The organism is Pseudomonas sp. BBP2017 (assembly GCF_003024385.1).
Taxonomy (GTDB): domain Bacteria; phylum Pseudomonadota; class Gammaproteobacteria; order Pseudomonadales; family Pseudomonadaceae; genus Aquipseudomonas.
The window spans coordinates 21,120-43,956 of the sequence record NZ_PVZN01000017.1; the positions used below are offsets into that span (position 1 = coordinate 21,120).

The following is a 22,837-nucleotide window of genomic DNA, read 5'->3' on the forward strand; positions in this document are numbered from 1 at the left end:
GTTCAGCGGTCGTTCAGGAGGTTTTGCTTACTCTGGCTTCAACACCCAAACGGCACATCAGCCAGGAGTAAAACCTTATGAAAGCGCTCAATACCCTGTTCCTCGCCGTAGCCTTTTTCGGCGCCAGTGCTGCAGTCCAGGCCGCCGACACGACCTTCGCCGGTGTCACCTATGGCCAGACCAGCGACAAGATCAAAAAATCCGGCTTGCTGAGCAGCAACACCGATCACCTGAACACCGATGGCATCATCAGTAAAGACAGTACCTGGGGCGTACGTGTCGGCCAGATGAACGACCAGCGCCGTTACTACCTCACCTATGACAATGTATCCAACGACCATAGCGGCCTGAAAATGCGTCAGGAAAACCTGCTGGGCAGTTACGACATGTTCTACCCGCTGGGCAACAGCACCAAGCTGTTCGGTGGTGCCAGCGCCGGCCTGACCAAGCTCAGCCAGGAGTCGTCCGGTTACAGCCGCGACACCGACACCGGTTATGCCATCGGCCTGCAAGCCGGCCTGCTGCAACAGGTTACCGACAACGCCTCGGTCGAACTGGGCTACCGTTACCTGCGCAGCAATGCCAGCACTGAGCTGGCCGAGCATGGCGGTCCGAAACTCGGTACCCTGCGCCTGGACAGCAGCGCGCAAACTTACCTGTCGGCCAACTACGCCTTCTGACCCTGCGATGAAGATGTTCGAGCCGGCCTGCAGGTGCATGGCCGGTTCGCTGTTATTCTGCACAGGCTTGGTGTTTCGCCGGAGTGAAGATCTCTGGCATGGGTAGAGAGGAACCTATGAAACTGCTGGTGGTAGAGGATGAAGCCCTGTTGCGTCATCACTTGCACAGTCGCTTGACCGAGAGCGGGCATGTGGTTGAAGCGGTGCCCAACGCTGAGGAAGCTTTGTATCAGGCCGAGCAGTTCAACCATGACCTGGCGGTGATCGACCTGGGCCTGCCAGGCATGAGCGGCCTGGACCTGATCCGGCAATTGCGCTCCCAGGGCAAGAGTTTCCCGATCCTGATCCTCACCGCGCGTGGTAATTGGCAGGACAAGGTCGAAGGCCTGGCGGCCGGGGCTGACGACTATGTGGTCAAACCGTTCCAGTTCGAAGAGCTGGAAGCCCGCCTCAATGCCCTGTTGCGTCGTTCCAGCGGGTTTGTCCAGTCGACCATCGCGGCGGGCCCGTTGCTGCTGGACCTCAACCGCAAGCAGGCCACCCTCGATGATCAGCCGCTGGCGCTGACCGCCTATGAATACCGCATCCTTGAGTACCTGATGCGCCATCATCAGCAGGTGGTGGCCAAGGATCGCCTGATGGAGCAGCTCTACCCCGATGACGACGAGCGTGATCCGAATGTGATCGAGGTGCTGGTCGGTCGCTTGCGGCGCAAACTTGAAGGCAACAATGGCTTCAAGCCGATCGATACCGTGCGTGGCTTGGGCTATCTGTTCACCGAGCGCTGCCGATGATTCGCTCGTTACGCCTGCGCCTGATGCTGGCAGCGGCGCTGCTGGCCCTGCTGTTCATGCTCGGCCTGCTGCCGGCCTTGCAGAAGGCCTTCAGCCTGGCCTTGCAGGAGTCGATCGAAAAGCGCCTGGCCTCGGACGTCACCACCTTGATTTCCGCTGCGCGCATCGAGCACGACCAGTTGCAGATGCCGGCGCTGCTGCCTGACGAAAAATACAACCTGCCCGACAGCCGTCTGCTCGGTTACATCTACGATCGCCAGGGCAATCTGGTCTGGCGATCGCGGGCGACCGCCGATGAAAACATCAACTACACCCCGCGCTATGACGGGCGTGGCAACGAGTTCGCGCGGATTCGCCAGGCCGATGGCGAGGAATTTTTCGTCTATGACGTTGAGGTCAAGCTGCTCGGCGGCAAGACGGCGGCCTTCAGTATTGTCGCTCTGCAGCCAGTACGCGAATACCAACATACCCTCGACGGCCTGCGCGAACGCCTGTACTTGGGCTTTGGCGCGGCGTTACTGGCCTTGCTGATGCTGCTTTGGGCCGGCCTGACCTGGGGGCTGCGCTCGCTGCGTCAGTTGAGCCACGAGCTGGATGATGTCGAGTCCGGTGCCCGTGACGGGCTCAGTGCAGAACATCCCCGTGAACTGCTGCGCCTGACCGGTTCGCTGAACCGCCTGCTACGCAGTGAACGCGAGCAGCGACAACGCTACCGTGATTCGCTGGGGGACCTGGCCCATAGCCTGAAAACCCCGTTGGCGGTGCTGCAGGGCGTCAGTGAAAGCATGGGTCAGCGCCGTGAAGACCGTGAGCAGGCGCGGATTCTGCAAAGCCAGATCGAACGCATGAGCCAGCAGATCGACTACCAGCTGCAGCGCGCCAGCCTGCGCAAGAGTGGTCTGGTGCGTCACCAGGTGGCCGTGCAGCCGTTGCTTGAAAGCCTGTGCAGCACCCTGGCCAAGGTTTACCGCGACAAGCAGGTCAAGATCAGTCTGGACATCCCTGAACACGCGGTAGTGCCCATGGAGCAGGGCGCCTTGCTCGAACTGCTCGGCAACCTCCTGGAGAACGCCTACCGTCTGTGCCTGAGTCAGGTGCGTATCAGCCTGCGCAGCGGGCCATCAGCGGTCGAGCTGTGTATTGAGGATGACGGCCCGGGCGTCCCCCCCGATCAGCGCGAACGCATTCTGCAGCGTGGCGAGCGCCTTGATCGCCAGAATCCGGGGCAGGGCATCGGGCTGGCGGTGGTCAAGGACATCATCGAAAGCTACGACGCCAGCCTGACCCTCGATGATTCAGCGCTGGGCGGCGCGGCATTTCGCATTCGCTTCAATCTGGACTGAGTTCCTGTCCCTGCGGGCGGATTACCGCCATCGTTATCCTTTTGCAAAAGATGTCGGGCGGAAATCCGCCAGTCCGCTCGGCATTTTTGCCGCCTCTTTGTGCGACGAACCCCAGTAAACACGGGGCTTGCACCGATAAAGCGCATTTTGGCATCGGGCTTGCTACTGACCTGACAGAGTTCTGCCAGGCAGCTCGACACAACAAATCCCTCCAGTGCAGGAGGGTTCGCGCTTTAGGTACCGCTCGCATCCTGGGAAGGATGAGCGCGATACCCTTGAGGAATTAGCCATGACGACGCGTCAGCCACTGTACAAATCGCTGTATATCCAGGTGTTAGTAGCGATCACCATCGGTATCCTGCTGGGCCACTTCTACCCTGAGACCGGCGTTGCCCTGAAACCGCTGGGTGACGGGTTCGTCAAACTGATCAAAATGGTCATTGCCCCGATCATCTTCTGCACTGTGGTCAGCGGTATCGCTGGCATGCAAAGCATGAAGTCGGTGGGCAAGACCGGTGGCTACGCGCTGCTCTATTTCGAAATCGTCTCGACCATCGCCCTGATCATTGGCCTGGTGGTGGTTAACGTGGTCAAGCCTGGCGCCGGCATGCATATCGACGTCAGCACCCTGAACGCCAGCAGCGTGGCCGCTTATGCCGCCGCCGGCGCGCAGCAGACCACGGTCGGCTTCCTGCTCAACATCATCCCTAACACCGTAGTCGGCGCCTTCGCCAACGGCGATATCCTGCAAGTGCTGATGTTCTCGGTGATCTTCGGTTTCGCCCTGCATCGCCTGGGTGCCTACGGCAAGCCGCTGCTGGACCTGATCGACCGTTTCGCCCATGTCATGTTCAACATCATCAACATGATCATGAAGCTGGCGCCGGTCGGTGCCTTCGGTGCCATGGCCTTCACCATCGGCCAGTACGGCGTGGGTTCGCTGGTGCAGCTGGGCTACCTGATGGCCTGCTTCTATGTCACCTGTGTGCTGTTCATCGTCGTGGTCCTGGGGGGTATCGCCCGCGCTCACGGTTTCAGCGTCCTCAAGCTGATTCGCTACATCCGTGAAGAGCTGATGATCGTGCTGGGTACCTCGTCTTCGGAGTCGGCCCTGCCACGCATGCTGGCCAAGATGGAGCGCCTGGGCGCGAAAAAATCCGTCGTAGGCCTGGTGATCCCGACCGGCTACTCGTTCAACCTCGACGGTACTTCGATCTACCTGACCATGGCCGCGGTGTTCATTGCCCAGGCTACCGACACCACCATGGACATTACCCACCAGATCACTTTGCTGCTGGTGCTGCTGGTTGCCTCCAAAGGTGCTGCCGGCGTGACCGGTTCGGGCTTCATCGTTCTGGCTGCGACCCTGTCCGCCGTTGGCCATCTGCCGGTTGCCGGCCTGGCGCTGATCCTCGGGATCGACCGCTTCATGTCCGAAGCCCGCGCCCTGACCAACCTGATCGGTAACGCTGTGGCGACCGTGGTAGTTGCCAAGTGGGTCAATGAGCTGGACGAAGACAAACTGCAGGCCGAGCTGGCTTCCGGTGGTGCGCCGCTGATCGATACCCGCCCGATGGATGATCTGGGTGTGGCTGAAGGTCCTGCTCGCTAAGTTACAGGCAACCCATGAAAAACCCATCTTCGGATGGGTTTTTTTGTGTATTTCGCGGGGCAAGTCCGTTCCCACAGAGGATGTCTGTGGGCGCCGGCTTGCCCCGCGATGCTCTTACTACTCCACCCGCGTCTCGCCGCTATACACCAAGGTATGCCGGCAGCGCCGACACAGATACCGCCGCCCCTGGCGCACCAGGCTGTGGCGCTGGGCCGAGAACGGGAAGTCGCTGCCGGCACACGGGCAGCGATAGATATAGCGGGTTACCGTACGGCGTTTGACTTCATAGTTATGGCAACGGTTAGGCGGCAGTTCATAAACCCCGCGCATGATCAGCTGCCACTCCTCGCCATGCGGCTGGATGCGGTCGCCAAACAGTTGGTGGGCCACCAGATGAGCGACCTCATGGGCTACCGTCTGTTTGAGGAAGTCTTTGCTGTTTTCGCGATACAGCTGCAGGTTGAAGCGCAGCAGGTTTTCATGCAGGTGGGCGACACCGGCCTTCTGCCCACGCAGCTTGAAGCTGACTTCGGGGCGAGTGAAGGGGCGTTTGAAAAAGCTTTCGGCTTGCTGATAACAGGTTTCGACGCGGGATTTGAGCAGCTCGGGCATATCGGGAAACACTCCTGGCCGACAATTATGCCGCAACCACTGCAGCGCTGCCGAGCCACCTGTCTGCACACAGCTTCAGGCCGCCTTGCGGCGGCCTGAAGGTTACTGCACCTATGTTGCTGTTTCTTATGGATGACTCTAGTTGGTATAGACAGGCCCCACGCCTAGTCCCCAGACAATCACGGTGAAGGCCATGATGGCTACCAGCACCACCAGGCCGACCGCCAGTACCGAACTCGAGAACAGGAAGCCTTCATCCGAAGGTATGTTCATGAAGGTCGGCAGGCCGACATAGAGCAGATAGACCGTGTAGCACACGGCTGCCGTGCCGACGATCATCCCCAGCCACAGGTGGGGGTACAGCGCCGCCAGGCCGCCAACGAACAGCGGCGTAGCGGTGTAGGTGGCAAACGCGATGCAGCGGGCCATGCTCGGGTTGGCGTCGTAGGTACGCGCCATCCAGTGAATGAACGCGCCCATCACCGCGACCCCGGCGAGCATGGCCAGGTACGACATGATGGTCATCCAGAGCGCGCTTTCCTGGGTCAGCATGACCGGGGCGCGATCGCCGATCACCCAGCCGACCTGGGTTGTGCCGATAAACGCTGAGACGGCAGGGATCGCCGCCAGTATCAGGGTATGGGTCAGGTACATGTGGCTGATGCTTTCTTCCTCGCCACGGATTTCTTTCCATTCTTGGTCAGGATGGGTAAACAGCCCCAGAACGTGATGGATCATGCCAGTCACTCCTTCCGTTGTTGCCATCGCCCCCCAGAGGAGCGCTTGCGACCCCAAGTGATAGGGGCCAGTGGATCGAGGTCACCTTTGCTGTGGCCTTATGTCGCAGTATAGGAAGGAGTTAGCTGCTTAAAGCCGGCTTTTTAGAGCAAATCGCGCTGTCAGCGTGGCGGCTAATCACCTTGCAGTCTTTATCGGATTGGCCTACGCCTGGCGGCGGTTTGTGCGTAAAATATGCCGCTTTTGTCACACCTCGCGGATTCCAAGCGCTATGGGCACCCTTTCGGTCAACCAGAACAAACTGCAAAAACGCCTGCGTCGTCTCGCTGGCGAAGCCATCACCGACTTCAACATGATCGAAGACGGTGACAAGGTCATGGTCTGCCTGTCCGGCGGCAAAGACAGCTACACCATGCTCGATGTTCTGCTGTACCTGCAGAAAGTGGCGCCGATCAAGTTCGAGATCGTCGCGGTGAACATGGACCAGAAGCAACCAGGCTTCCCTGAGCACGTGCTGCCGGCCTACCTCAAGAGCCTGGGCGTCGAGTACCACATCGTCGAGAAAGACACCTACTCGGTGGTCAAAGAGCTGGTCCCGGAAGGCAAGACCACCTGCTCGCTGTGCTCGCGCCTGCGTCGCGGCACCCTGTACACCTTCGCCGACGAAATCGGCGCGACCAAGATGGCCCTGGGACACCACCGCGACGACATCGTCGAGACCTTCTTTCTCAACATGTTCTTCAACGGCACCCTCAAGGCCATGCCGCCGAAGTTGCGCGCCGATGATGGCCGTAATGTGGTGATCCGCCCGCTGGCCTACTGCAGCGAGAAGGACATCCAGGCCTACTCGGACCTGAAAGCGTTCCCGATCATTCCGTGCAACCTCTGCGGCTCGCAGGAAAACCTGCAGCGTCAGGTGGTCAAGGACATGCTGGTGGAGTGGGAACGTAAAACCCCGGGCCGTACCGAGAGCATCTTCCGCGGCCTGCAGAACGTGGTGCCGTCGCAGCTGGCCGACCGCAACCTGTTCGACTTCGTTAATCTCAAGATCGACGACACTGCACCGCCACGTTTTCTCGATGTGCTGAACATCTGACCGGCATGCGCGACTATCAATGGCTGCATGAGTACTGCCTGAACCGCTTCGGCTCTGTCGCAGCGCTGGAAGCGCACCTGCCCCAGGCGAAAACCGCCGAACAGTTGCGCGCGATCAGCACCGACCGTTACCTGTCGACCCTGGCCTTGCGGGTTTTTCGCGCTGGGCTCAAGCACAGTCTGGTGGATGCCAAGTGGCCGGCCTTTGAGGAGGTGTTCTTCGGCTTCGACCCGCACAAGGTCGTGCTGATGGGCGCCGAGCACCTCGAGCGGCTGATGCAGGACACGCGGATCATCCGTCACCTGGGCAAGCTCAAGAGTGTGCCGCGCAATGCGCAGATGATCCTCGATGTTGAAAAGGAGCAGGGTAGCTTCGGGGCCCTGATCGCTGACTGGCCGGTGACCGATATCGTTGGCCTGTGGAAGTACCTGGCCAAGCATGGCAACCAGTTGGGCGGGTTGTCGGCGCCGCGCTTCCTGCGCATGGTCGGCAAGGACACCTTCATCCCCACCGATGACATGAGTGCGGCGCTGATCGCCCAGGACATCATCGACAAGCCGCCGACCAGCCAGCGCGACCTGGCGCTGGTGCAGGCGGCGTTCAACCAGTGGCATGCCGAAAGCGGCCGGCCGCTGTGCCAGCTGTCGGTGATGCTGGCGCACACGGTCAATCATTGAGGTACATCGCGGGGCAAGCCCGCTCCCACAGAAGCCATCACCAGCCCTGTGGGAGCGGGCTTGCCCCGCGATGAGTATCAGCCTTCCCCGGCCAACCGCCGGTCATACTGAAAGCGCCAGCGCACATACAGCAAGGCACTGACGAACAGCGCCAGGCTGATCGCCACTTCCAGCCAGCCGAACAGCGCCCGTGCCGGGTCGAACGCGGCCAGTACCCCTTTGATGAAGTACAGATTGACCACGAAGCAGGTCCAGGCATGCGCGCGTGCGTTGCCCAGCAACATTCCCGGCAGCAACAGCGCCAGCGGCACCAGCTCGACCGCGAGGATCACTCCGGTGCGAGCGCCATGCAGGTCGGCGAACAGCAGGTTGTTGATTGTCAGCAGCGCAATCAGGCCGAAAAAGCTCGCCAGGCTCAATGCCCGGGCCAGGCGCAGGCGCGGCGTCAGCCAGTCGATCGAAGGCAGCACCTTGGGCTTTTTAGCCACGGCCGTTCTCCAGCAGTTTGGCGGTGGTCGCCAGGCGTTGCCCCAGGGCGCGGCACAGGGCGATTTCGTCGGCATCCAGGTCGCGCTTGCCGTCAGCCCCGGCGTGATGGCTGGCGCCATAGGGCGTGCCGCCACCGCGGGTTTCCAGCAGCGCCGACTCGCTGTAGGGCAGGCCCATGATCAGCATGCCGTGGTGCATCAACGGCAGCAGCATCGACAGCAGGGTCGACTCCTGGCCGCCATGCAGACTGGCGGTGGAGGTGAAGGCTGCAGCCGGTTTGCCCACCAGGCCACCGCTGAGCCACAGGCTGCTGGTGCCATCGATGAAGTACTTGAGCGGCGCGGCCATGTTGCCGAAACGCGTCGGGCTGCCCAGGGCCAGGCCCGAGCAATGGCGCAGATCGTCCAGGGTGGCGTACAGCGCACCGGTTTCCGGGATATCCGGGGCCACCGCTTCGCACTCGGTGGAAATCGCCGGGACCGTGCGGATCCGAGCTTCCAGGCCGGCCATCTCGACACCGCGGGCAATCTGCCGGGCCATTTCGCTGGTCGAGCCGTGACGGCTGTAGAACAGGATCAGGATGTAAGGCGCGCTCACGGCAGGATCTCCAGCACCTTCTCTGGCGGGCGACCGATCACGGCTTTTTCACCGACCACCAGAATCGGGCGCTCGATCAGCTTCGGGTGCTTGACCATGGCGTCGATCAGTTGTGCATCGCTCAGGGCCGGGTCGGCCAGGTTGAGGTCTTTGTATTCGTCTTCACCGCTGCGCAGCAGTTGGCGCGCACCGATGCCCAGCTTGCCGAGCAGGGCGCTGAGGGTAGCGGCATCTGGCGGGGTTTCCAGGTAACGCACCACGGTCGGCGCCAGGCCACGGGCTTCGAGCAGTTCCAGCGCGCTGCGGGATTTGGAGCAGCGTGGATTGTGATAGAGGGTCAGGTCAGTCATGTTCGGGTCGCATCCAGCAGGGTGTGGCAGCTATTCTAACCGCAGCGACTTTGCATTTTGCTTGAATCTTCGAGAAGGATTGACCCATGACAAGGCGTTTGGCAGCAGCACTGGCCATCACCGCGAGCCTGTTGCTCGGCGGTTGCGGTGCAGATTATGGCCTGGACCAGAACGGCCAGACCGTGAAAGCCGAGCAGATCGACGGGCACTGGCTGGTGCTCAACTACTGGGCCGAATGGTGCGGCCCGTGCCGGACCGAAATCCCGGAACTCAATGCCGCGGCCAAGCAATGGCAGGCACAAGGGGTGAAGGTGCTAGGCGTGAATTTCGATGGCCTGCAAGGTGAAGAGCTGAAACAAGCCAGTGAGGCGTTGGGTATCGGTTTCACCGTGCTGGCCGAGGACCCGGCCGAGCGCTACGAGCTTCCGCGCAGTGAAGCCTTGCCGGTGACTTACATCATCGATGACAAGGGCAAGGTGCGTGAGCAGTTGATGGGGGAGCAGACGCTTGAGGGTTTGAACGCGAAGATCAAGGCGCTCAAGGGCGCTTGATCTGAGGGGGATTCATCGCGGTGCAAGTCGAGTCGTCGCACCGCGATGCCGTTCAGCCTTCTTCAGGCCAGAAACGCAGCGGCTTGCCCTCGGCAGGCCAGAAGCGTACCTGCTCGATTGGCGAGATATCCCAGCGCTGGACCGTTTCCAGAGCCTGGAGAAAACGCTTTTCCTGCTCCATCAAAGCCGGCGCGCACAATTTGCGGGTGCTGCCGACTTTACCGAAGGTGAGTTTGTCGCCGTCGAGCTGGTAAGGCGCAAACCAGTGGTTGCAACCGCCATTGCCATAGGCGCGGCCGTCGGCTGCCAGGGTCAGGGTCAGGTGGCTGTAGTCCATCAATGGACGCTCACCGATCCATTCCAGCAGGTAGCTGCGCTCCTGTTCCAGCTTCATCGGCTCGGCGGCACAACCCAGCAGGGCCGAGCCGATCAGGGCTGAGAGCAACAGGGTTTTCACTGGGCCGCCTCCTTGCATTTCGGGCACAGGTGCTTGTCGCCACGGCTGCTCCAGCCAAGCTCGGCAATGCGCGCGGTAGCGGCAGGCTGCAGGGCTTTCTTGCCCAGTTTGGCGTCCACCGCGAACTCGAAGCTCAGGTTGGCCTGGCAGCTGTCGCAATTGACTTCCCAGGTGTGGATCGCCAGCTCACCGAACACCGGGCCGCTGGCCACCGCGACCCATTGACCGGTCGGGTTGATCAGGTGGCGTACGGTTTCCACGGTCAGGCGCATGGACAAATCCTTGCTGCCCTTGAGGGTCACCAGCAGGACATCCTGCTTCTGGATCGAGCCGCCGTTGCCGGTCACTTGATAGCGGCCTGGCACCAGGGCGCGGCATTCGATCAGGGTGTGTTGCGGGTTAAACAGGTTGTAGCGGAAATCGTGTTCGACCATGGGTCCTCCAAATCTGCCGCGTATCCTAGCATCAACCCTCGACCAAGTTTTGCGGATTGCCTGCCGCCCAGCGGGTAATGTTGTCCAGCGTCGTCGCGGCAATGGCCGCCAGCGCCTCATGGGTGAGGAAGGCCTGGTGGGCGGTGACGATAACGTTGGGGAAGGTCAGCAGGCGGGCCAGTACGTCATCCTGCAGCGGCAGGTCGGAGCGGTCTTCGAAGAACAGCTGGGCTTCTTCTTCGTAGACATCCAGGCCCAGATAACCCAATTGGCCATCTTTCAGGGCCTCGATCAGCGCCGGGGTGTCGATCAGGGCGCCGCGACCGGTATTGATCAGCATGGCGCCCGGCTGCAACTGCGCCAGGCTCTGTGAGTTGATCAAGTGGCGGGTCTGTTCGGTCAACGGGCAGTGCAGGCTGATGATCTGGGCCTGGCGTAGCAGCGCTGGCAGTTCCAGGTATCGGGCACCCAGGGCCAGCAGCTCGGGATTGGGATGCGGGTCGTAAGCCAGCAGTTGGCAGCCGAAGCCGGCCATGATGCGGGCGAAGGCGGTGCCGATCTGGCCGGTGCCGACCACCCCGACGGTTTTGCCGTGAAGGTCAAAGCCGGTCAGCCCGTGCAGGCTGAAGTTGCCTTCGCGGGTACGGTTATAAGCCCGGTGCAGGCGGCGGTTCAGGGCCAGGATCAGCGCCACCGCGTGTTCGGCCACGGCATGTGGCGAATAGGCCGGTACGCGCACCACGGCTAGGCCCAACTGTTTTGCCGCCGTCAGGTCAACATGGTTGTAGCCGGCCGAGCGCAGGGCGATCAGGCGCGTACCGCCTGCGGCAAGGCGCTTGAGCACCGGGGCACTGAGGTCGTCGTTGATGAAGGCGCAGACCACTTCATGGCCGCTGGCCAGAGGGGCGGTGCCTTCGCTCAGGCGTGCCGCCTGGAAGTGCAGTTCCAGCCCGTGGCTCGCCGGGGTGTTGCTGAAGCTGTCCTGATCGTAGGTTTGGCTGCTGAAAAACAGTACGCGCATGGGATCTTCCTGAGTCGATTGCGGGGAGTTTAACCGCGGCGGCTGCCCATCACCTTGCTTCAGGTCAGGCGCTCAGGCGCGCCTGGGCGCTGAGGCGGATGATGGCCCGGTCCAGTTCGTCCAGGGCTCGCGGCGCTTCAGGGTCATTCTGTTTGAGCAGGGTTTCACTGCGCTGGCAGGCGGCGCGCAACTGCGGTACGCCACAGTAGCGTGAAGCGCCATTGAGGCGATGCACGCGCTCGATCATACCGTTGCGGTCGGCAGCCTCGCGGGCGGCGCGAATCGCCTCGCGGTCGGCCTCCAGCGATGCCAGGAGCATGGCCAGCATGTCGGCGGCCAGGTCAGGTTTGCCCGCCGCCAGGCGCAAGCCTTCTTCCGGATCAAGGACCTTGAGTTCGCTGCTTTCGGCCATGCGTTGCGGCGCACGTTCGTTGTGCGGCGCACTCAGGTTCAGGCCGGTCCACTTGAGCACCACCTGGGCCAGCTGGCGCTCGCTGATCGGTTTGGTCAGGTAATCGTCCATACCGCTGTGCAACAGGGCGCGCTTTTCATTGGCCATGGCATGGGCGGTGAGGGCGACGATCGGCAGCGGCGCGCCGCCCTGGCTGGTTTCCCACTGGCGGATCTGTTCGGTGCACTCGCGACCGTCCATGCCTGGCATCTGCACGTCCATCAGCACCAGGTCGAAATGCTCATTTTGCACGGCCTGGACGGCGGCATAGCCACTGTCGACGGCCAATACGTCGGCACCCATGTCATCGAGCAAAGTCTGCACCAGCAACAGGTTGGCGGGGTTGTCGTCGACACACAGCACTTTGGGTAACGGCCGGTCGCTACTGACCTTGGCCTCGCTGCTGCGCCGGGGTTGAACCAGCTCCAGCAAGGCCCGGCGCAACTTGCGCGTGCAGGCCGGTTTGGCTTGCAACTGGCTATGGGCGTTGGGCAGGTAAGGGTGGTATAGCGCCTGTTCGGTGGTCGGGCACAACACCAGCGCCTGGCAGTCCAGGCGTTGCAATTGCTGAATGTACTGGCCCAGGCGTTCCGGCGAAACGCTATCGAGGTTAACCCCCATGACGGCCAGGGTGAACGGTTCTCCTGCCATGCGCGCCGCAGCCACCGCATGCAGCAACGGATCGATCGAATTGAAGGTGCTGACGCGCAGGCCGCAATCTTCCAGTTGATGCTCCAGCGCCTGGCGCGCCAGTTCATGGGCGTCGACGATCGCCACCCGGCGCTCCACCAAGGATTGCAGCGGCAGGTCCTCAGCGTCGTCACGGGCCTTGGGCAGGCGCAGGCTGACCCAGAACTGCGAGCCTTCGCCCGGGGTGCTGTCGACCCCGATTTCACCACCCATCTGCTCGATCAGCCGCTTGGAAATCACCAGTCCCAGCCCGGTACCGCCTGGTTGGCGCGATAACGAGTTGTCAGCCTGGCTGAAGGCCTGAAACAGTGCCCGGACATCCTGGTTCGACAGGCCGATGCCGGTGTCCTGCACGCAAATTCGCAGTTGAACGCTGTCCTCATGCTCTTCTTCGAGCATGGCCCGGGTAACGATGGTGCCTTCACGGGTGAATTTGATGGCATTGCTGACCAGGTTGGTAAGGATCTGCTTTAGGCGCAGCGGGTCGCCGACCAGCGACAGCGGTGTGTCGCGATAGACCAGGCTGACCAGCTCCAGCTGCTTGGCATGGGCGGCGGGGGCGAGGATGGTCAGGGTGTCCTGGATCAGGTCGCGCAGGTTGAACGGAATGCTGTCGAGCACCAGCTTGCCGGCCTCGATCTTGGAGAAGTCGAGGATCTCGTTAATGATCCCGAGCAGGCTGCTGGCGGACTTTTCGATGGTGCCGAGGTAATCGAGCTGGCGCGGGGTCAGCTCGCTTTTTTGCAATAGGTGGGTAAAGCCGAGAATGCCATTGAGTGGCGTACGGATCTCGTGGCTCATGTTGGCGAGGAACTCGGACTTGATCCGGCTGGCCTCCAGGGCCTCCTTGCGCGCCATATCCAGTTCGATGTTCTGGATCTCGATGGTTTCCAGGTTCTGGCGTACGTCTTCGGTCGCTTGGTCGATGCTGTGCTGTAACTCTTCATGGGCGTTGTGCAGGGTTTCGGCCATGCGGTTGATACCGGCAGCCAGCTCATCCATCTCATAACTGCCCATGACCGGCAGGCGCTCTTCCAGGTTGCCGTCCTTGAGTTGGGTCACGGCGTGCTTGATCTGGCCGATGGGGTCATTGATCGTGCGACTCATGCGCAAGGCCAGCAGCGCAGTGGCGACCAGGCCGCAGAATATCAGCAGCAGGCTGGTGAACAGGCTGCGGTAGCCGCGCAACAGGGTGCCATCGTGGGACAACTCGATGTCCACCCAGCCCAGCAGTCGGTCGGCTTCGCCGGGGATGCGCTCGCCTGTCAGGTCGCGATGGTGGCCGAACACCGGTAGCAGGTAACGGGTGGCGTCGCTACCGGTACGCTGGAGCAATGCGGTACCGCCGCCGGCAGGTGCCTGGTTGAGCATGCTCGGGCCGGCATGGGCAAGGTTGTCACGATCCGGGCCGAGAAACGCTACGGCACGTACATCCGCCTGTTCCAGGGCTTGGGCGGCGATGCGCTCCAGTTGGGCCGGGTCGTGACGGACCAGGGTTGGTGCCACCAGGGGCGCCAGGTGCTCGGCAACCATCTTGCCGCGCTGCAGCAATTGGGTTTGCAGTTCGCTCTGCTGCAGCCAAGTGAAATAGCTGCCCAGCACTAACGCCATCAAGCCGGCGGGCAACAAAGCCAGCAGCAACACGCGGCTGCGGATTCCCAGTCGATTCAGCACGAAACTCTCCTGTGCCTGGCATGTGCTGTAAGCCGCCGTCGGTGCTAGCCGACGGACCAAGTCGGAAAAGTACCGCGCCTTCTCGCGCAATGCACTCATTTGTATCTACTTTTGACGTAGGCGGAATTCTTGGGGCCGCAGTGGCGAGCAGTTGCGGGTTGCCTGCGCCAGGCAATTACTCAATAATCACGCGACTGAGAATTACTAGCACCCGTCAATGAATCCCGTAGCTATTAGCGAATCCACCCTGCTTGCCATCGAGGACGACCCGGTCCTGGGCGCCCACCTGCACGAAGAACTGCAACGTGGCGGCTTCAAGGTCACCTGGTGCAAGAATGGTCGCGATGGCTTGGAGGCTGCGCGCGGGTCGCGTTTCGATGTGGTCCTGATGGACATCCTGCTACCGGGGCTGAACGGCCTGGATGTGCTGGCGAAGCTGCGTGAAAGCAGCTCGACGCCGGTGATCATGATGTCTGCCCTGGGCGCCGAGGCTGATCGCATCAGTGGTTTTCAGCGTGGTGCCGATGACTACCTGCCCAAACCGTTCAGCATGGCCGAGTTGAAGGTTCGTATCGAGGCGATCCTGCGCCGTGTGGCACTGGAACGCCGCCGCCAGGAAGCGCCTGTGCAGCAGGTCGGTACCCTGCAGTTCGACGAGCAGGCCTGCGATGTCTGCTGTGGCGGGTGCTGGGCAGGGCTGACCCTGAGCGAGTACCGTCTGCTCGATATTTTGCACCGCAGCCATGAAGAAGTGCTGAGCAAGGCCTTCCTTTATCAGCAGGTTCTGCAGCGTGGCTATGCCCGTCATGACCGCAGCCTGGACATGCATGTCAGTCAGATCCGGCGCAAGCTCAAGACCATCGGTTACCAGGAGCGTGAACTGCGCACGGTGTGGGGCAAGGGGTATGTGCTCAGTGCCGCTGAGGTCAGCTGAGGTGCCCAATCGTCACTCATTGTTCTGGAAGCTAGCGATCCTGCTGGTCGGTTTCTGTCTGTTGATGATCGGCCTGAGCTGGAGCTGGGGCCGGCACATGGAAACCCAGAACGCCTATCTCTCCGATCAGGCCCGAATCACCTTGACCGACTATGCCGCACAGGCTGAACGTGCCTGGGCGCAGGGCGGGCAGGCCGGAGTCGATGCCTGGCTGGCCAGCATGGCCAGCAACGAAGGTACTTGGGTGAATGTGCTGGGGCCCGACTTGCAGTCGCTGAGCAGCACGCCTCTGACACCTGAGCAAAGTCGCAAGATCACTTTCCTGCGCGGCATCGACTGGCCGGTCAGTCGCCGGGTGATTGGCTTGCCCTGGATGCGCGTACCGTTTGTCGAGCACCCGGAGCAGGGGCTGCTGGTGATTGAGTTGCCAGAGCGCCTGATGCCTGGTCGCTACCGCCTGTTCTGGCAGTTCATGACCAACGGTGTGATCCCGGGGCTGTTCACCTTGTTGCTGTGCATCGGGCTGTACCGCATGTTGATCATGCCGCTGATCCAGCTGCGCGAGCAGGCCAATGCCTGGCGGGCGGATCAGCTGTCGGCGCGGGTCGCCAGCAGCACCACCAGCCGCCATGATGAGCTGGGCGAACTGGGGCGAGCTTTCGATGACATGGCTGAACGACTGCAAGGTACCGTGGCCTTGCAGCAACAGTTGCTGCGTGACCTGTCCCATGAGTTGCGCACGCCTCTGAGCCGTTTGCGCGTAGCCTGCGAAGGGGACGCTGACGCCGGCCAGCTGCGCGAACGTCTGGGGCGCGAAATCGACTGCATGCAACGTCTGGTCGAGGATGCCTTGCAGCTGGCCTGGCTCGACACCGAGCGGGCGCCGCCGAGCAAGGAGCCGATCCAGGTCCAGGCACTGTGGGACATGCTTGCCGAAGATGCCTGTTTTGAAAGCACCTGGCCGTCGACACAACTGCATTGCGCGCTGGACGCCTCCTGCTGGATCCAGGGCAACCTGAACAGCGTGGCTCAGGCGCTGGAGAACATTCTGCGCAACGCCATCCGTCATTCGCCGGCCAGCGGCGTGATTCGTCTGGACGGCTGTCGTCAGGGCGATCACTGGCTGTTGTGGCTGGAGGATCAAGGTGGCGGCGTGGCGCAAGCCGAGCTTGAGCGGATCTTCGCGCCGTTTACCCGGCTGGACGGCTCACGTCCGGGGGATGGTGGTTTCGGCCTCGGCCTGAGCATCGCCCGCAATGCCATCGTGCGCCAGGGCGGACGCCTGTGGGCGCAGAACACCGGGCAGGGGTTGCGGCTGAATATTCTGTTACCCGCTCCCACCGGGTTATAACTGGCCGGTATAACACCTACACATTGCGTGATATGGACACGGCTCGTTTGCCGGTATGATAGGCCTCCCCGCAGTCTGGATTGCGAACTACGCCATGACCTTGCAGTACCCAACCATCGCCGATTGCGTCGGCAACACGCCTCTGGTCCGCCTGCAGCGGATTGCCGGTGAAACCAGCAACACCCTCCTGCTCAAGCTTGAAGGCAATAACCCGGCAGGTTCGGTCAAGGACCGGCCGGCGCTGTCAATGATCACCCGTGCCGAATTGCGCGGGCAGATCAAACCGGGCGACACCCTGATCGAAGCGACCTCAGGCAACACCGGGATTGCCTTGGCCATGGCGGCGGCGATCAAGGGTTACAAGATGATCCTGATCATGCCCGACAACTCCAGCGCCGAACGCAAAGCGGCAATGACCGCCTATGGCGCCGAGCTGATTCTGGTCAGCAAGGAAGAGGGCATGGAGGGTGCTCGCGACCTCGCCGACCGTCTGCAAGCCGATGGCCGTGGCCTGGTGCTCGATCAGTTCGGCAACGGTGACAATCCCGAAGCCCACTATGTCAGCACCGGCCCGGAGATCTGGCGCCAGACCCAGGGCACCATCACCCATTTTGTCAGCTCCATGGGCACCACTGGCACCATCATGGGGTGCTCGCGTTATCTCAAGGAGCAAAACCCGGCGGTGCAGATCGTCGGTTTGCAGCCGATGGAAGGCTCGGCGATTCCGGGTATCCGGCGCTGGCCCGAAGAGTACCTGCCGAAGATCTACCAGGCTGACCGCGTCGATCGCGTGGTCGACATGGCCCAGAGCGAAGCCGAAGAAACAACCCGCCGACTGGCCCGCGAAGAGGGCATTTTCTGCGGTGTGTCCTCTGGTGGTGCAGTGGCGGCCATGTTGCGTCTGTCTCGTGAACTGGAAAACGCCGTGATCGTGGCAATCATTTGTGACCGTGGCGACCGTTACCTGTCGACCGGCATTTTCGACGCGGCGAACTGATGTCCAAAAGTAAACGCAACAGCGGCCTGCGCTTCCAGCCGGCCGGCGGCAGCCGTGCGCCGCAGATTCCCACCGGCAAAAAGCAGCGTCTGCGTATCGAGCGTTTGGCGGGGGATGGCCGCGGTATTGCCTTTATTGAAGGGCGTACCTGGTTTGTCAGTGGCGCGCTGGCCGAGGAAGAGGTCGAGGCGCGGGTGCTCAATGCACACGGCAAGGTCGTTGAAGCGCGTCTGGAGCGGGTTTTCAGCGCCAGCCCGGAGCGTCGTCAGGCACCTTGCAAGCATTTCGAACGCTGCGGCGGTTGCAACCTGCAACACCTGCCCCATACCGATCAACTGGCCCTCAAACAGCGCTTGCTGGCCGAGCAACTGCAGCGGGTTGCCGGTGTGGCGCCCGAGCACTGGGCAGCCCCTTTGAGCGGACCTGAATTTGCTTACCGGCGCCGGGCGCGGGTGGCGGTGCGCTGGGATAACAAAGCGAAGAAGCTCGACGTCGGTTTCCGCGCCGAAGCCAGTCAGGACATCGTCGCCATCGATGATTGCCCGGTACTGGTACAACCCTTGCAGTCGATCATGCGGCACCTGCCGATGCTCCTGCAGAGCTTGAGCAAACCGCAGGTGGTAGGCCATGTCGAGCTGTTCAGCGGCACGGCACTGGCTTTGTTGTTACGTCATACCGCGCCGTTGGCGGAAGGCGACCTCGCTCGCATGCAGTCGTTCTGCAAGGAGGCCGGTGTGCAGCTATGGTTGCAAGGCGAGGGTGAACCTTATCCAGTCGACACTGGTCAGAGCCTCGGTTTTACCCTGACACCGTGGAATCTGGAGCTGGCCTACCGGCCCGGGGATTTCGTCCAGGTCAACGCCGAGGTCAACACGGCGATGATCGAACAGGCGCTGGCCTGGCTGGCGCCACAAGCCGATGAACGCGTGCTTGACCTGTTCTGCGGTCTGGGCAATTTCGCCCTGCCGCTGGCCCGTCAGGCGCGTGAAGTGGTGGCGGTGGAAGGTGTACAGGCAATGGTCGAGCGGGCAGCGGCCAATGCACGAAGCAACAATTTGCATAACGCGCAGTTTTTTCAGGCCGATTTATCGCAGCCTTTGACTGCCTCCGGCTGGGCCGCTGGAGGCTTTTCTGCGGTACTCTTGGATCCACCGCGGGACGGTGCCTACGAGGTGGTGCGAAAAATCGCAGACCTTGGGGCAAAACGTCTGGTGTATGTATCGTGCAACCCGGCAACCCTGGCCCGTGACACGCTGGAGCTGGTCAGGCAGGGTTACCGGTTAAAATGTGCCGGGATTCTCGACATGTTTCCTCAGACGGCGCATGTCGAAGCCATGGCGTTATTCGAAGCGGGCTAGCGGGGCTGGCGCGTTGGGCGCTGCACCTTGGGTCCGGCAGGGGCAGCACCAGAGATATCAAGCGCATCGCGAATGCGCTGTAGGGAAAGGTAATCAAAGATGGTACAGGTGAGAGTGCACCAGCCGGTCAACACCGACGGCAGTATCAATCTCGAAGCATGGCTGGATCATGTGGTGAGCGTCGACCTGGCGCTGGACCGTGAAGCCCTTAAAGAGGCTTGCGAGTTCGCCCAGGAGATCGAGAAAAAGGGCAACCCGGCCAAGCATTCCTGGGCCGACGGGACCTCGAGTTTCCAGGCCGGTCTGGAAATCGCCGAAATCCTCGCCGACCTCAAGCTCGACCAGGATTCGCTGGTCGCAGCGGTGATCTACCGTGCCGTACGTGAAGGCAAGGTGACCCTGGCCGAAGTCGGTCAGCGCTTTGGCCCGGTGGTCTCCAAGCTGATCGACGGTGTGCTGCGCATGGCCGCCATCAGCGCCAGTCTCAGCCCTCGTCAGTCGCTGGTGCTAGGATCTCAGGCACAGGTCGAGAACCTGCGCAAAATGCTCGTGGCCATGGTTGATGACGTGCGTGTGGCGCTGATCAAGCTGGCCGAGCGCACCTGCGCAATCCGCGCGGTCAAAGGTGCCGACGACGAGAAACGCAACCGCGTTGCCCGCGAGGTCTTTGATATCTACGCCCCGCTGGCACATCGCCTGGGTATCGGCCATATCAAATGGGAGCTGGAAGACCTGTCCTTCCGCTACCTGGAGCCGGACCAATACAAGCAGATCGCCAAGCTGCTGCATGAGCGGCGTCTGGACCGTGAACGCTTTATCAGCGATGTGATGAACCAGCTGCAGAACGAGCTGCTGGCCACCGGGGTCAAGGCCGACATCAGCGGCCGGGCCAAGCACATCTATTCGATCTGGCGCAAAATGCAGCGCAAAGGCCTGGAATTCAGCCAGATCTATGACGTGCGCGCGGTGCGCGTGCTGGTTCCGGAGATGCGCGATTGCTATACCGCGCTGGGGATCGTCCACACTTTGTGGCGGCACATCCCGAAAGAATTCGACGACTACATCGCCAACCCCAAGGAAAACGGCTATCGCTCCTTGCACACGGCGGTGATCGGCCCTGAAGGCAAGGTCCTTGAGGTGCAGATCCGCACCCACGCCATGCATGAGGAGGCCGAACTCGGCGTCTGCGCGCACTGGCGCTACAAGGGCACCGACGTCAAGTCCAGCTCCAACCATTACGAGGAGAAGATCTCCTGGTTGCGCCAGGTGCTGGAATGGCACGAAGAGCTGGGTGATATCGGTGGCCTGGCCGAACAGCTGCGTGTCGATATCGAGCCCGACCGGGTGTATGTCTTCACCCCCGACGGCCATGCCATTGACCTGCCCAAAGGCGCCACACCGCTGGATTTCGCCTACCGCGTGCATACCGAAATCGGTCACAACTGCCGCGGTGCGAAGATCAACGGGCGGATCGTGCCGCTCAACTACAGCCTGCAGACCGGTGAACAGGTCGAGATCATCACCAGCAAGCACGGTAACCCGAGTCGTGACTGGCTGAACTCGAACCTGGGCTATGTCACCACTTCGCGGGCGCGGGCCAAGATTGTTCACTGGTTCAAGCTGCAGGCACGCGATCAGAACGTCGCGGCTGGCAAGACCCTGCTGGAGCGCGAGCTCAACCGGCTGGGGCTGCCCCAGGTGGACTTTGAACGGCTGGCTGAAAAAGCCAATCTCAGGGCCGCCGAGGACATGTTCGCCTCCCTGGGGGCGGGCGACTTGCGTCTGGCGCATCTGGTCAACGCTGCACAACAACTGGTCGAGCCTGAGCGCAGCGAACACGTCGAGCTGGTACCGCGCAAAGCGACCGGTTACAAGCCGGGCAAGCGTGGCGATATCCAGATCCAGGGCGTCGGCAACCTGCTTACGCAAATGGCCGGCTGCTGCCAGCCGTTGCCGGGCGATGCGATTGTCGGCTACATCACCGTGGGGCGTGGGGTGACCATTCACCGTCAGGATTGCGCCTCGGTGCTGCAGCTGGCCGGGCGCGAGCCGGAGCGGATCATCCAGGTCAGCTGGGGGCCGGTGCCGGTACAGACCTATCCGGTGGATATCATCATTCGTGCCTACGACCGTCCGGGCTTGCTGCGTGACGTCTCCCAGGTGCTGCTCAACGAACGGATCAACGTGCTGGCGGTCAACACCCGCTCGAACAAGGAAGACAACACCGCGCTGATGTCGCTGACTATCGAGATTCCTGGCCTGGACGCCCTTGGGCGCCTGCTCGGGCGGATTTCGCAGCTGCCGAACATCATCGAGACGCGGCGTAACCGTACCCCTTGAGATAGCCATTGCAGAGACCTGAGATGTATACCCTGGACGACCTGCTCCACCTCATGGCCCGCCTGCGCGACCCGCAGTACGGCTGCCCGTGGGACCTCAAGCAGACCTACGCGACGATCATCCCCTACACCCTCGAAGAGGCCTACGAAGTGGCTGACGCCATCGAGCGCAGCGACTTTGAGCACTTGCAAGGCGAATTGGGCGACTTGTTGTTTCAGGTCGTCTATTACAGCCAGCTGGCTCGCGAAGAAGGCCGTTTCGAGTTTGCCGGGGTGGTCGACAGCATTACCCGCAAGCTGATCCGCCGCCACCCGCACGTGTTCCCCACCGGGGAGCTGTACGCACCGCTGGATACGCCAAAGCTCGACGAGGCCCAGGTCAAGCAGCGCTGGGAAGAAATCAAAGCCCAGGAGCGGGCTGAGAAGGGCGTGCCCGAACAGCTGTCGTTGCTCGATGACGTGCCAGCTGCCTTGCCCGCCTTGTCGCGGGCCGCCAAGCTGCAAAAGCGCACGGCCAAGGTCGGATTCGATTGGCCGGATGCCTTGCCGGTACTGGACAAGGTGCGCGAGGAGCTCGACGAAGTGCTCCAGGCCATGGCCGACAATGACAGTGCTGCGCTGGCTGAGGAAGTGGGCGATCTGCTGTTTGCCGCAGTCAACCTGGCCCGGCATCTGAAGGTCGACCCGGAAAACGCCTTGCGCGGCGCCAACCAGAAGTTTGAACGACGTTTCCGTTTTATCGAGCAGGCATTGCGCGAGAGTGGGCGTCCGATTGAAGATTGCACCCTGGAAGACATGGATGCGCTGTGGGGCGAAGCCAAACGTCAGGAAAAGAACCTGCCCAGCTGCGGCTGAGCTGAAGCACATAAGTGAGTGAACAATGAGCCTTTCCCTTCGCGACCAATTGCTCAAAGCCGGTCTGGTCAACCAGAAGCAGGTCAAGCAGGTCAGTAAAGAACAGAAGAAACAAAAGCGCCTGGAACACAAAGGTCAGGTCGAAGTCGACGATAGTCAGCAGCGGCTGGCCAAGGAAGCCATGGCGGAAAAAGCCAAGCGCGACCAGGAGCTCAACCGCCAGCAGCAGGAGAAAGCCGAGCAGAAGGCTCGTGCCGCCCAGGTCAAGCAATTGATCGAGGTCTCGCGCCTGCCCAAGCTGACCACTGAGGACTACTACAACTTCGTCGACGACAAGAAGGTCAAGCGCCTGTCGGTCAACGCCCTGATGCGCAGCAAGCTGAGTAGCGGTTCGCTGGCGATCGTCGCCCATGGCGGCGGTTATGAAGTGATCCCGCGTGAAGCGGCGCTGAAGATCCAGGAGCGCGATCCCAAGCGCATCGTCTTGCTCAATACCCAGGTTGAAGCGCCGGATGCCGATGATCCGTACGCCGCCTACGTGATCCCTGACGATTTGATGTGGTAATAACGACAAACCCCGCTTCGGCGTAATGCTGTTCACTTAAGGGACGCGGGACAAGCCCGGTGGGAGCGGGCTTGCCCCGCGATTGCGTTTTGTCAGGCAAATCGCATCGCGAGGCAAGCTCGCTCCCACCTAAGTGAACAGCATTACGCACTTGGCGGGGTTTCGGGTGTAA

Annotated in this window: 23 protein-coding genes; 14 read left to right on the forward strand and 9 right to left on the reverse strand. The window is 61.6% G+C overall.

Going from position 1 to position 22,837, the window contains the following annotated elements:
- The first annotated feature begins 77 nt into the window (after nucleotides 1-77).
- The 4 genes from C6382_RS19045 (at nucleotide 78) to C6382_RS19060 (ending at nucleotide 4,429) form a co-directional block, all read left to right on the forward strand.
- Nucleotides 78-680 (forward strand): outer membrane beta-barrel protein, encoded by a 603-nt coding sequence (locus C6382_RS19045; protein WP_107025907.1) that lies wholly within the window; start codon nucleotides 78-80, stop codon nucleotides 678-680.
- A 116-nt stretch (nucleotides 681-796) separates the two neighbouring features.
- The gene (locus tag C6382_RS19050) at nucleotides 797-1,474 is read left to right on the forward strand and encodes a response regulator (protein WP_038608052.1); all 678 of its coding nucleotides are present in this window, start codon (nucleotides 797-799) and stop codon (nucleotides 1,472-1,474) included.
- Nucleotides 1,471-2,817 carry an ATP-binding protein gene (locus C6382_RS19055; protein WP_107025908.1) on the forward strand — a complete coding sequence of 449 codons (1,347 nt, stop codon included), beginning with the start codon at nucleotides 1,471-1,473 and terminating at the stop codon, nucleotides 2,815-2,817. Before C6382_RS19050 ends, C6382_RS19055 begins: the two co-directional genes overlap by 4 nt.
- Before the next feature lie 289 nt (nucleotides 2,818-3,106).
- Nucleotides 3,107-4,429, forward strand: a complete 1,323-nt coding sequence (locus tag C6382_RS19060) for a dicarboxylate/amino acid:cation symporter (protein ID WP_107025909.1) — start codon at nucleotides 3,107-3,109, stop codon at nucleotides 4,427-4,429.
- 117 nt (nucleotides 4,430-4,546) lie between these two features.
- Here the strand turns inward: C6382_RS19060 and C6382_RS19065 are convergent, their stop codons facing one another.
- Both C6382_RS19065 and C6382_RS19070 read right to left on the reverse strand, forming a co-directional pair.
- Nucleotides 4,547-5,041, reverse strand: coding sequence for a SprT family zinc-dependent metalloprotease (locus C6382_RS19065; RefSeq protein ID WP_107025910.1), 495 nt, complete (start codon nucleotides 5,039-5,041; stop codon nucleotides 4,547-4,549).
- Between the two features lie 138 nt (nucleotides 5,042-5,179).
- Nucleotides 5,180-5,779, reverse strand: a complete 600-nt coding sequence (locus C6382_RS19070; protein ID WP_045187434.1) for a Yip1 family protein — start codon at nucleotides 5,777-5,779, stop codon at nucleotides 5,180-5,182.
- A 271-nt stretch (nucleotides 5,780-6,050) separates the two neighbouring features.
- Here C6382_RS19070 and ttcA point away from each other — a divergent pair, with 271 nt between their 5' ends.
- Both ttcA and C6382_RS19080 read left to right on the forward strand, forming a co-directional pair.
- The gene (ttcA, locus tag C6382_RS19075) at nucleotides 6,051-6,875 is read left to right on the forward strand and encodes a tRNA 2-thiocytidine(32) synthetase TtcA (RefSeq protein WP_107025911.1); all 825 of its coding nucleotides are present in this window, start codon (nucleotides 6,051-6,053) and stop codon (nucleotides 6,873-6,875) included.
- A gap of 5 nt (nucleotides 6,876-6,880) precedes the next feature.
- Complete coding sequence (locus tag C6382_RS19080; RefSeq protein ID WP_107025912.1) at nucleotides 6,881-7,552, forward strand: DNA-3-methyladenine glycosylase I; 672 nt, start codon at nucleotides 6,881-6,883, stop codon at nucleotides 7,550-7,552.
- 77 nt (nucleotides 7,553-7,629) lie between these two features.
- Here the strand turns inward: C6382_RS19080 and C6382_RS19085 are convergent, their stop codons facing one another.
- Genes C6382_RS19085 through arsC form a run of 3 tightly spaced genes read right to left on the reverse strand, consistent with a single transcriptional unit; the run spans nucleotide 7,630 to nucleotide 8,988 of the window.
- On the reverse strand, nucleotides 7,630-8,040 hold the full coding sequence (locus C6382_RS19085) for a DUF2069 domain-containing protein (RefSeq protein ID WP_038608069.1): 411 nt from the start codon (nucleotides 8,038-8,040) through the stop codon (nucleotides 7,630-7,632).
- Entirely contained in the window at nucleotides 8,033-8,638 is a 606-nt protein-coding gene (gene wrbA / locus C6382_RS19090; RefSeq protein WP_038608072.1) for an NAD(P)H:quinone oxidoreductase, read from the reverse strand. Before wrbA ends, C6382_RS19085 begins: the two co-directional genes overlap by 8 nt.
- Nucleotides 8,635-8,988, reverse strand: coding sequence for an arsenate reductase (glutaredoxin) (gene arsC / locus C6382_RS19095; RefSeq protein WP_107025913.1), 354 nt, complete (start codon nucleotides 8,986-8,988; stop codon nucleotides 8,635-8,637). Before arsC ends, wrbA begins: the two co-directional genes overlap by 4 nt.
- Nucleotides 8,989-9,074: 86 nt before the next feature.
- Between arsC and C6382_RS19100 the strand changes: the two genes are divergently transcribed.
- The gene (locus tag C6382_RS19100; RefSeq protein WP_107025914.1) at nucleotides 9,075-9,539 is read left to right on the forward strand and encodes a TlpA disulfide reductase family protein; all 465 of its coding nucleotides are present in this window, start codon (nucleotides 9,075-9,077) and stop codon (nucleotides 9,537-9,539) included.
- Between the two features lie 52 nt (nucleotides 9,540-9,591).
- Here the strand turns inward: C6382_RS19100 and C6382_RS19105 are convergent, their stop codons facing one another.
- The 4 genes from C6382_RS19105 to C6382_RS19120 all read right to left on the reverse strand — a co-directional run bounded on the left by C6382_RS19105 (nucleotide 9,592) and on the right by C6382_RS19120 (nucleotide 14,266).
- On the reverse strand, nucleotides 9,592-9,996 hold the full coding sequence (locus C6382_RS19105; RefSeq protein WP_371919634.1) for an META domain-containing protein: 405 nt from the start codon (nucleotides 9,994-9,996) through the stop codon (nucleotides 9,592-9,594).
- Nucleotides 9,993-10,430, reverse strand: coding sequence for a hypothetical protein (locus C6382_RS19110; RefSeq protein WP_107025916.1), 438 nt, complete (start codon nucleotides 10,428-10,430; stop codon nucleotides 9,993-9,995). Before C6382_RS19110 ends, C6382_RS19105 begins: the two co-directional genes overlap by 4 nt.
- A gap of 31 nt (nucleotides 10,431-10,461) precedes the next feature.
- Nucleotides 10,462-11,451, reverse strand: coding sequence for a 2-hydroxyacid dehydrogenase (locus tag C6382_RS19115; protein ID WP_107025917.1), 990 nt, complete (start codon nucleotides 11,449-11,451; stop codon nucleotides 10,462-10,464).
- A 64-nt stretch (nucleotides 11,452-11,515) separates the two neighbouring features.
- On the reverse strand, nucleotides 11,516-14,266 hold the full coding sequence (locus C6382_RS19120) for a response regulator (RefSeq protein WP_107025918.1): 2,751 nt from the start codon (nucleotides 14,264-14,266) through the stop codon (nucleotides 11,516-11,518).
- Nucleotides 14,267-14,483: 217 nt separating this feature from the next.
- Between C6382_RS19120 and C6382_RS19125 the strand changes: the two genes are divergently transcribed.
- The 7 genes from C6382_RS19125 (at nucleotide 14,484) to C6382_RS19155 (ending at nucleotide 22,665) form a co-directional block, all read left to right on the forward strand.
- On the forward strand, nucleotides 14,484-15,200 hold the full coding sequence (locus C6382_RS19125; RefSeq protein WP_107025919.1) for a response regulator transcription factor: 717 nt from the start codon (nucleotides 14,484-14,486) through the stop codon (nucleotides 15,198-15,200).
- Nucleotides 15,172-16,551 carry a sensor histidine kinase gene (locus C6382_RS19130; protein ID WP_256589146.1) on the forward strand — a complete coding sequence of 460 codons (1,380 nt, stop codon included), beginning with the start codon at nucleotides 15,172-15,174 and terminating at the stop codon, nucleotides 16,549-16,551. Before C6382_RS19125 ends, C6382_RS19130 begins: the two co-directional genes overlap by 29 nt.
- A 94-nt stretch (nucleotides 16,552-16,645) precedes the next feature.
- Nucleotides 16,646-17,548: a cysteine synthase CysM gene (cysM, locus tag C6382_RS19135; RefSeq protein ID WP_038608094.1), complete on the forward strand. Its 903-nt coding sequence runs from the start codon at nucleotides 16,646-16,648 to the stop codon at nucleotides 17,546-17,548.
- Nucleotides 17,548-18,906, forward strand: coding sequence for a 23S rRNA (uracil(1939)-C(5))-methyltransferase RlmD (gene rlmD / locus C6382_RS19140; protein ID WP_107025920.1), 1,359 nt, complete (start codon nucleotides 17,548-17,550; stop codon nucleotides 18,904-18,906). The genes cysM and rlmD overlap by 1 nt, the downstream gene beginning before the upstream one ends.
- Before the next feature lie 99 nt (nucleotides 18,907-19,005).
- Nucleotides 19,006-21,246 (forward strand): GTP diphosphokinase, encoded by a 2,241-nt coding sequence (gene relA, locus C6382_RS19145; RefSeq protein WP_038608100.1) that lies wholly within the window; start codon nucleotides 19,006-19,008, stop codon nucleotides 21,244-21,246.
- Nucleotides 21,247-21,269: 23 nt separating this feature from the next.
- Complete coding sequence (gene mazG, locus C6382_RS19150; RefSeq protein WP_107025921.1) at nucleotides 21,270-22,100, forward strand: nucleoside triphosphate pyrophosphohydrolase; 831 nt, start codon at nucleotides 21,270-21,272, stop codon at nucleotides 22,098-22,100.
- Nucleotides 22,101-22,125: 25 nt separating this feature from the next.
- A complete protein-coding gene (locus C6382_RS19155) occupies nucleotides 22,126-22,665 on the forward strand; it encodes a DUF2058 domain-containing protein (protein ID WP_107025922.1) in 540 nt (179 codons plus the stop codon).
- Nucleotides 22,666-22,837: the final 172 nt, after the last annotated feature.

What these genes read in the sequence shown, in the direction of transcription:
- C6382_RS19045 (WP_107025907.1), top strand. Translation starts at nt 78, where the DNA reads ATGAAAGCGCTCAATACCCTGTTCCTCGCCGTAGCCTTTTTCGGCGCC.
- C6382_RS19050 (WP_038608052.1), top strand. Translation starts at nt 797, where the DNA reads ATGAAACTGCTGGTGGTAGAGGATGAAGCCCTGTTGCGTCATCACTTG.
- C6382_RS19055 (WP_107025908.1), top strand. Translation starts at nt 1,471, where the DNA reads ATGATTCGCTCGTTACGCCTGCGCCTGATGCTGGCAGCGGCGCTGCTG.
- C6382_RS19060 (WP_107025909.1), top strand. Translation starts at nt 3,107, where the DNA reads ATGACGACGCGTCAGCCACTGTACAAATCGCTGTATATCCAGGTGTTA.
- C6382_RS19065 (WP_107025910.1), bottom strand. Translation starts at nt 5,041, where the DNA reads ATGCCCGAGCTGCTCAAATCCCGCGTCGAAACCTGTTATCAGCAAGCC.
- C6382_RS19070 (WP_045187434.1), bottom strand. Translation starts at nt 5,779, where the DNA reads ATGATCCATCACGTTCTGGGGCTGTTTACCCATCCTGACCAAGAATGG.
- ttcA (WP_107025911.1), top strand. Translation starts at nt 6,051, where the DNA reads ATGGGCACCCTTTCGGTCAACCAGAACAAACTGCAAAAACGCCTGCGT.
- C6382_RS19080 (WP_107025912.1), top strand. Translation starts at nt 6,881, where the DNA reads ATGCGCGACTATCAATGGCTGCATGAGTACTGCCTGAACCGCTTCGGC.
- arsC (WP_107025913.1), bottom strand. Translation starts at nt 8,988, where the DNA reads ATGACTGACCTGACCCTCTATCACAATCCACGCTGCTCCAAATCCCGC.
- C6382_RS19100 (WP_107025914.1), top strand. Translation starts at nt 9,075, where the DNA reads ATGACAAGGCGTTTGGCAGCAGCACTGGCCATCACCGCGAGCCTGTTG.
- C6382_RS19110 (WP_107025916.1), bottom strand. Translation starts at nt 10,430, where the DNA reads ATGGTCGAACACGATTTCCGCTACAACCTGTTTAACCCGCAACACACC.
- C6382_RS19115 (WP_107025917.1), bottom strand. Translation starts at nt 11,451, where the DNA reads ATGCGCGTACTGTTTTTCAGCAGCCAAACCTACGATCAGGACAGCTTC.
- C6382_RS19125 (WP_107025919.1), top strand. Translation starts at nt 14,484, where the DNA reads ATGAATCCCGTAGCTATTAGCGAATCCACCCTGCTTGCCATCGAGGAC.
- C6382_RS19130 (WP_256589146.1), top strand. Translation starts at nt 15,172, where the DNA reads ATGTGCTCAGTGCCGCTGAGGTCAGCTGAGGTGCCCAATCGTCACTCA.
- cysM (WP_038608094.1), top strand. Translation starts at nt 16,646, where the DNA reads ATGACCTTGCAGTACCCAACCATCGCCGATTGCGTCGGCAACACGCCT.
- rlmD (WP_107025920.1), top strand. Translation starts at nt 17,548, where the DNA reads ATGTCCAAAAGTAAACGCAACAGCGGCCTGCGCTTCCAGCCGGCCGGC.
- relA (WP_038608100.1), top strand. Translation starts at nt 19,006, where the DNA reads ATGGTACAGGTGAGAGTGCACCAGCCGGTCAACACCGACGGCAGTATC.
- mazG (WP_107025921.1), top strand. Translation starts at nt 21,270, where the DNA reads ATGTATACCCTGGACGACCTGCTCCACCTCATGGCCCGCCTGCGCGAC.
- C6382_RS19155 (WP_107025922.1), top strand. Translation starts at nt 22,126, where the DNA reads ATGAGCCTTTCCCTTCGCGACCAATTGCTCAAAGCCGGTCTGGTCAAC.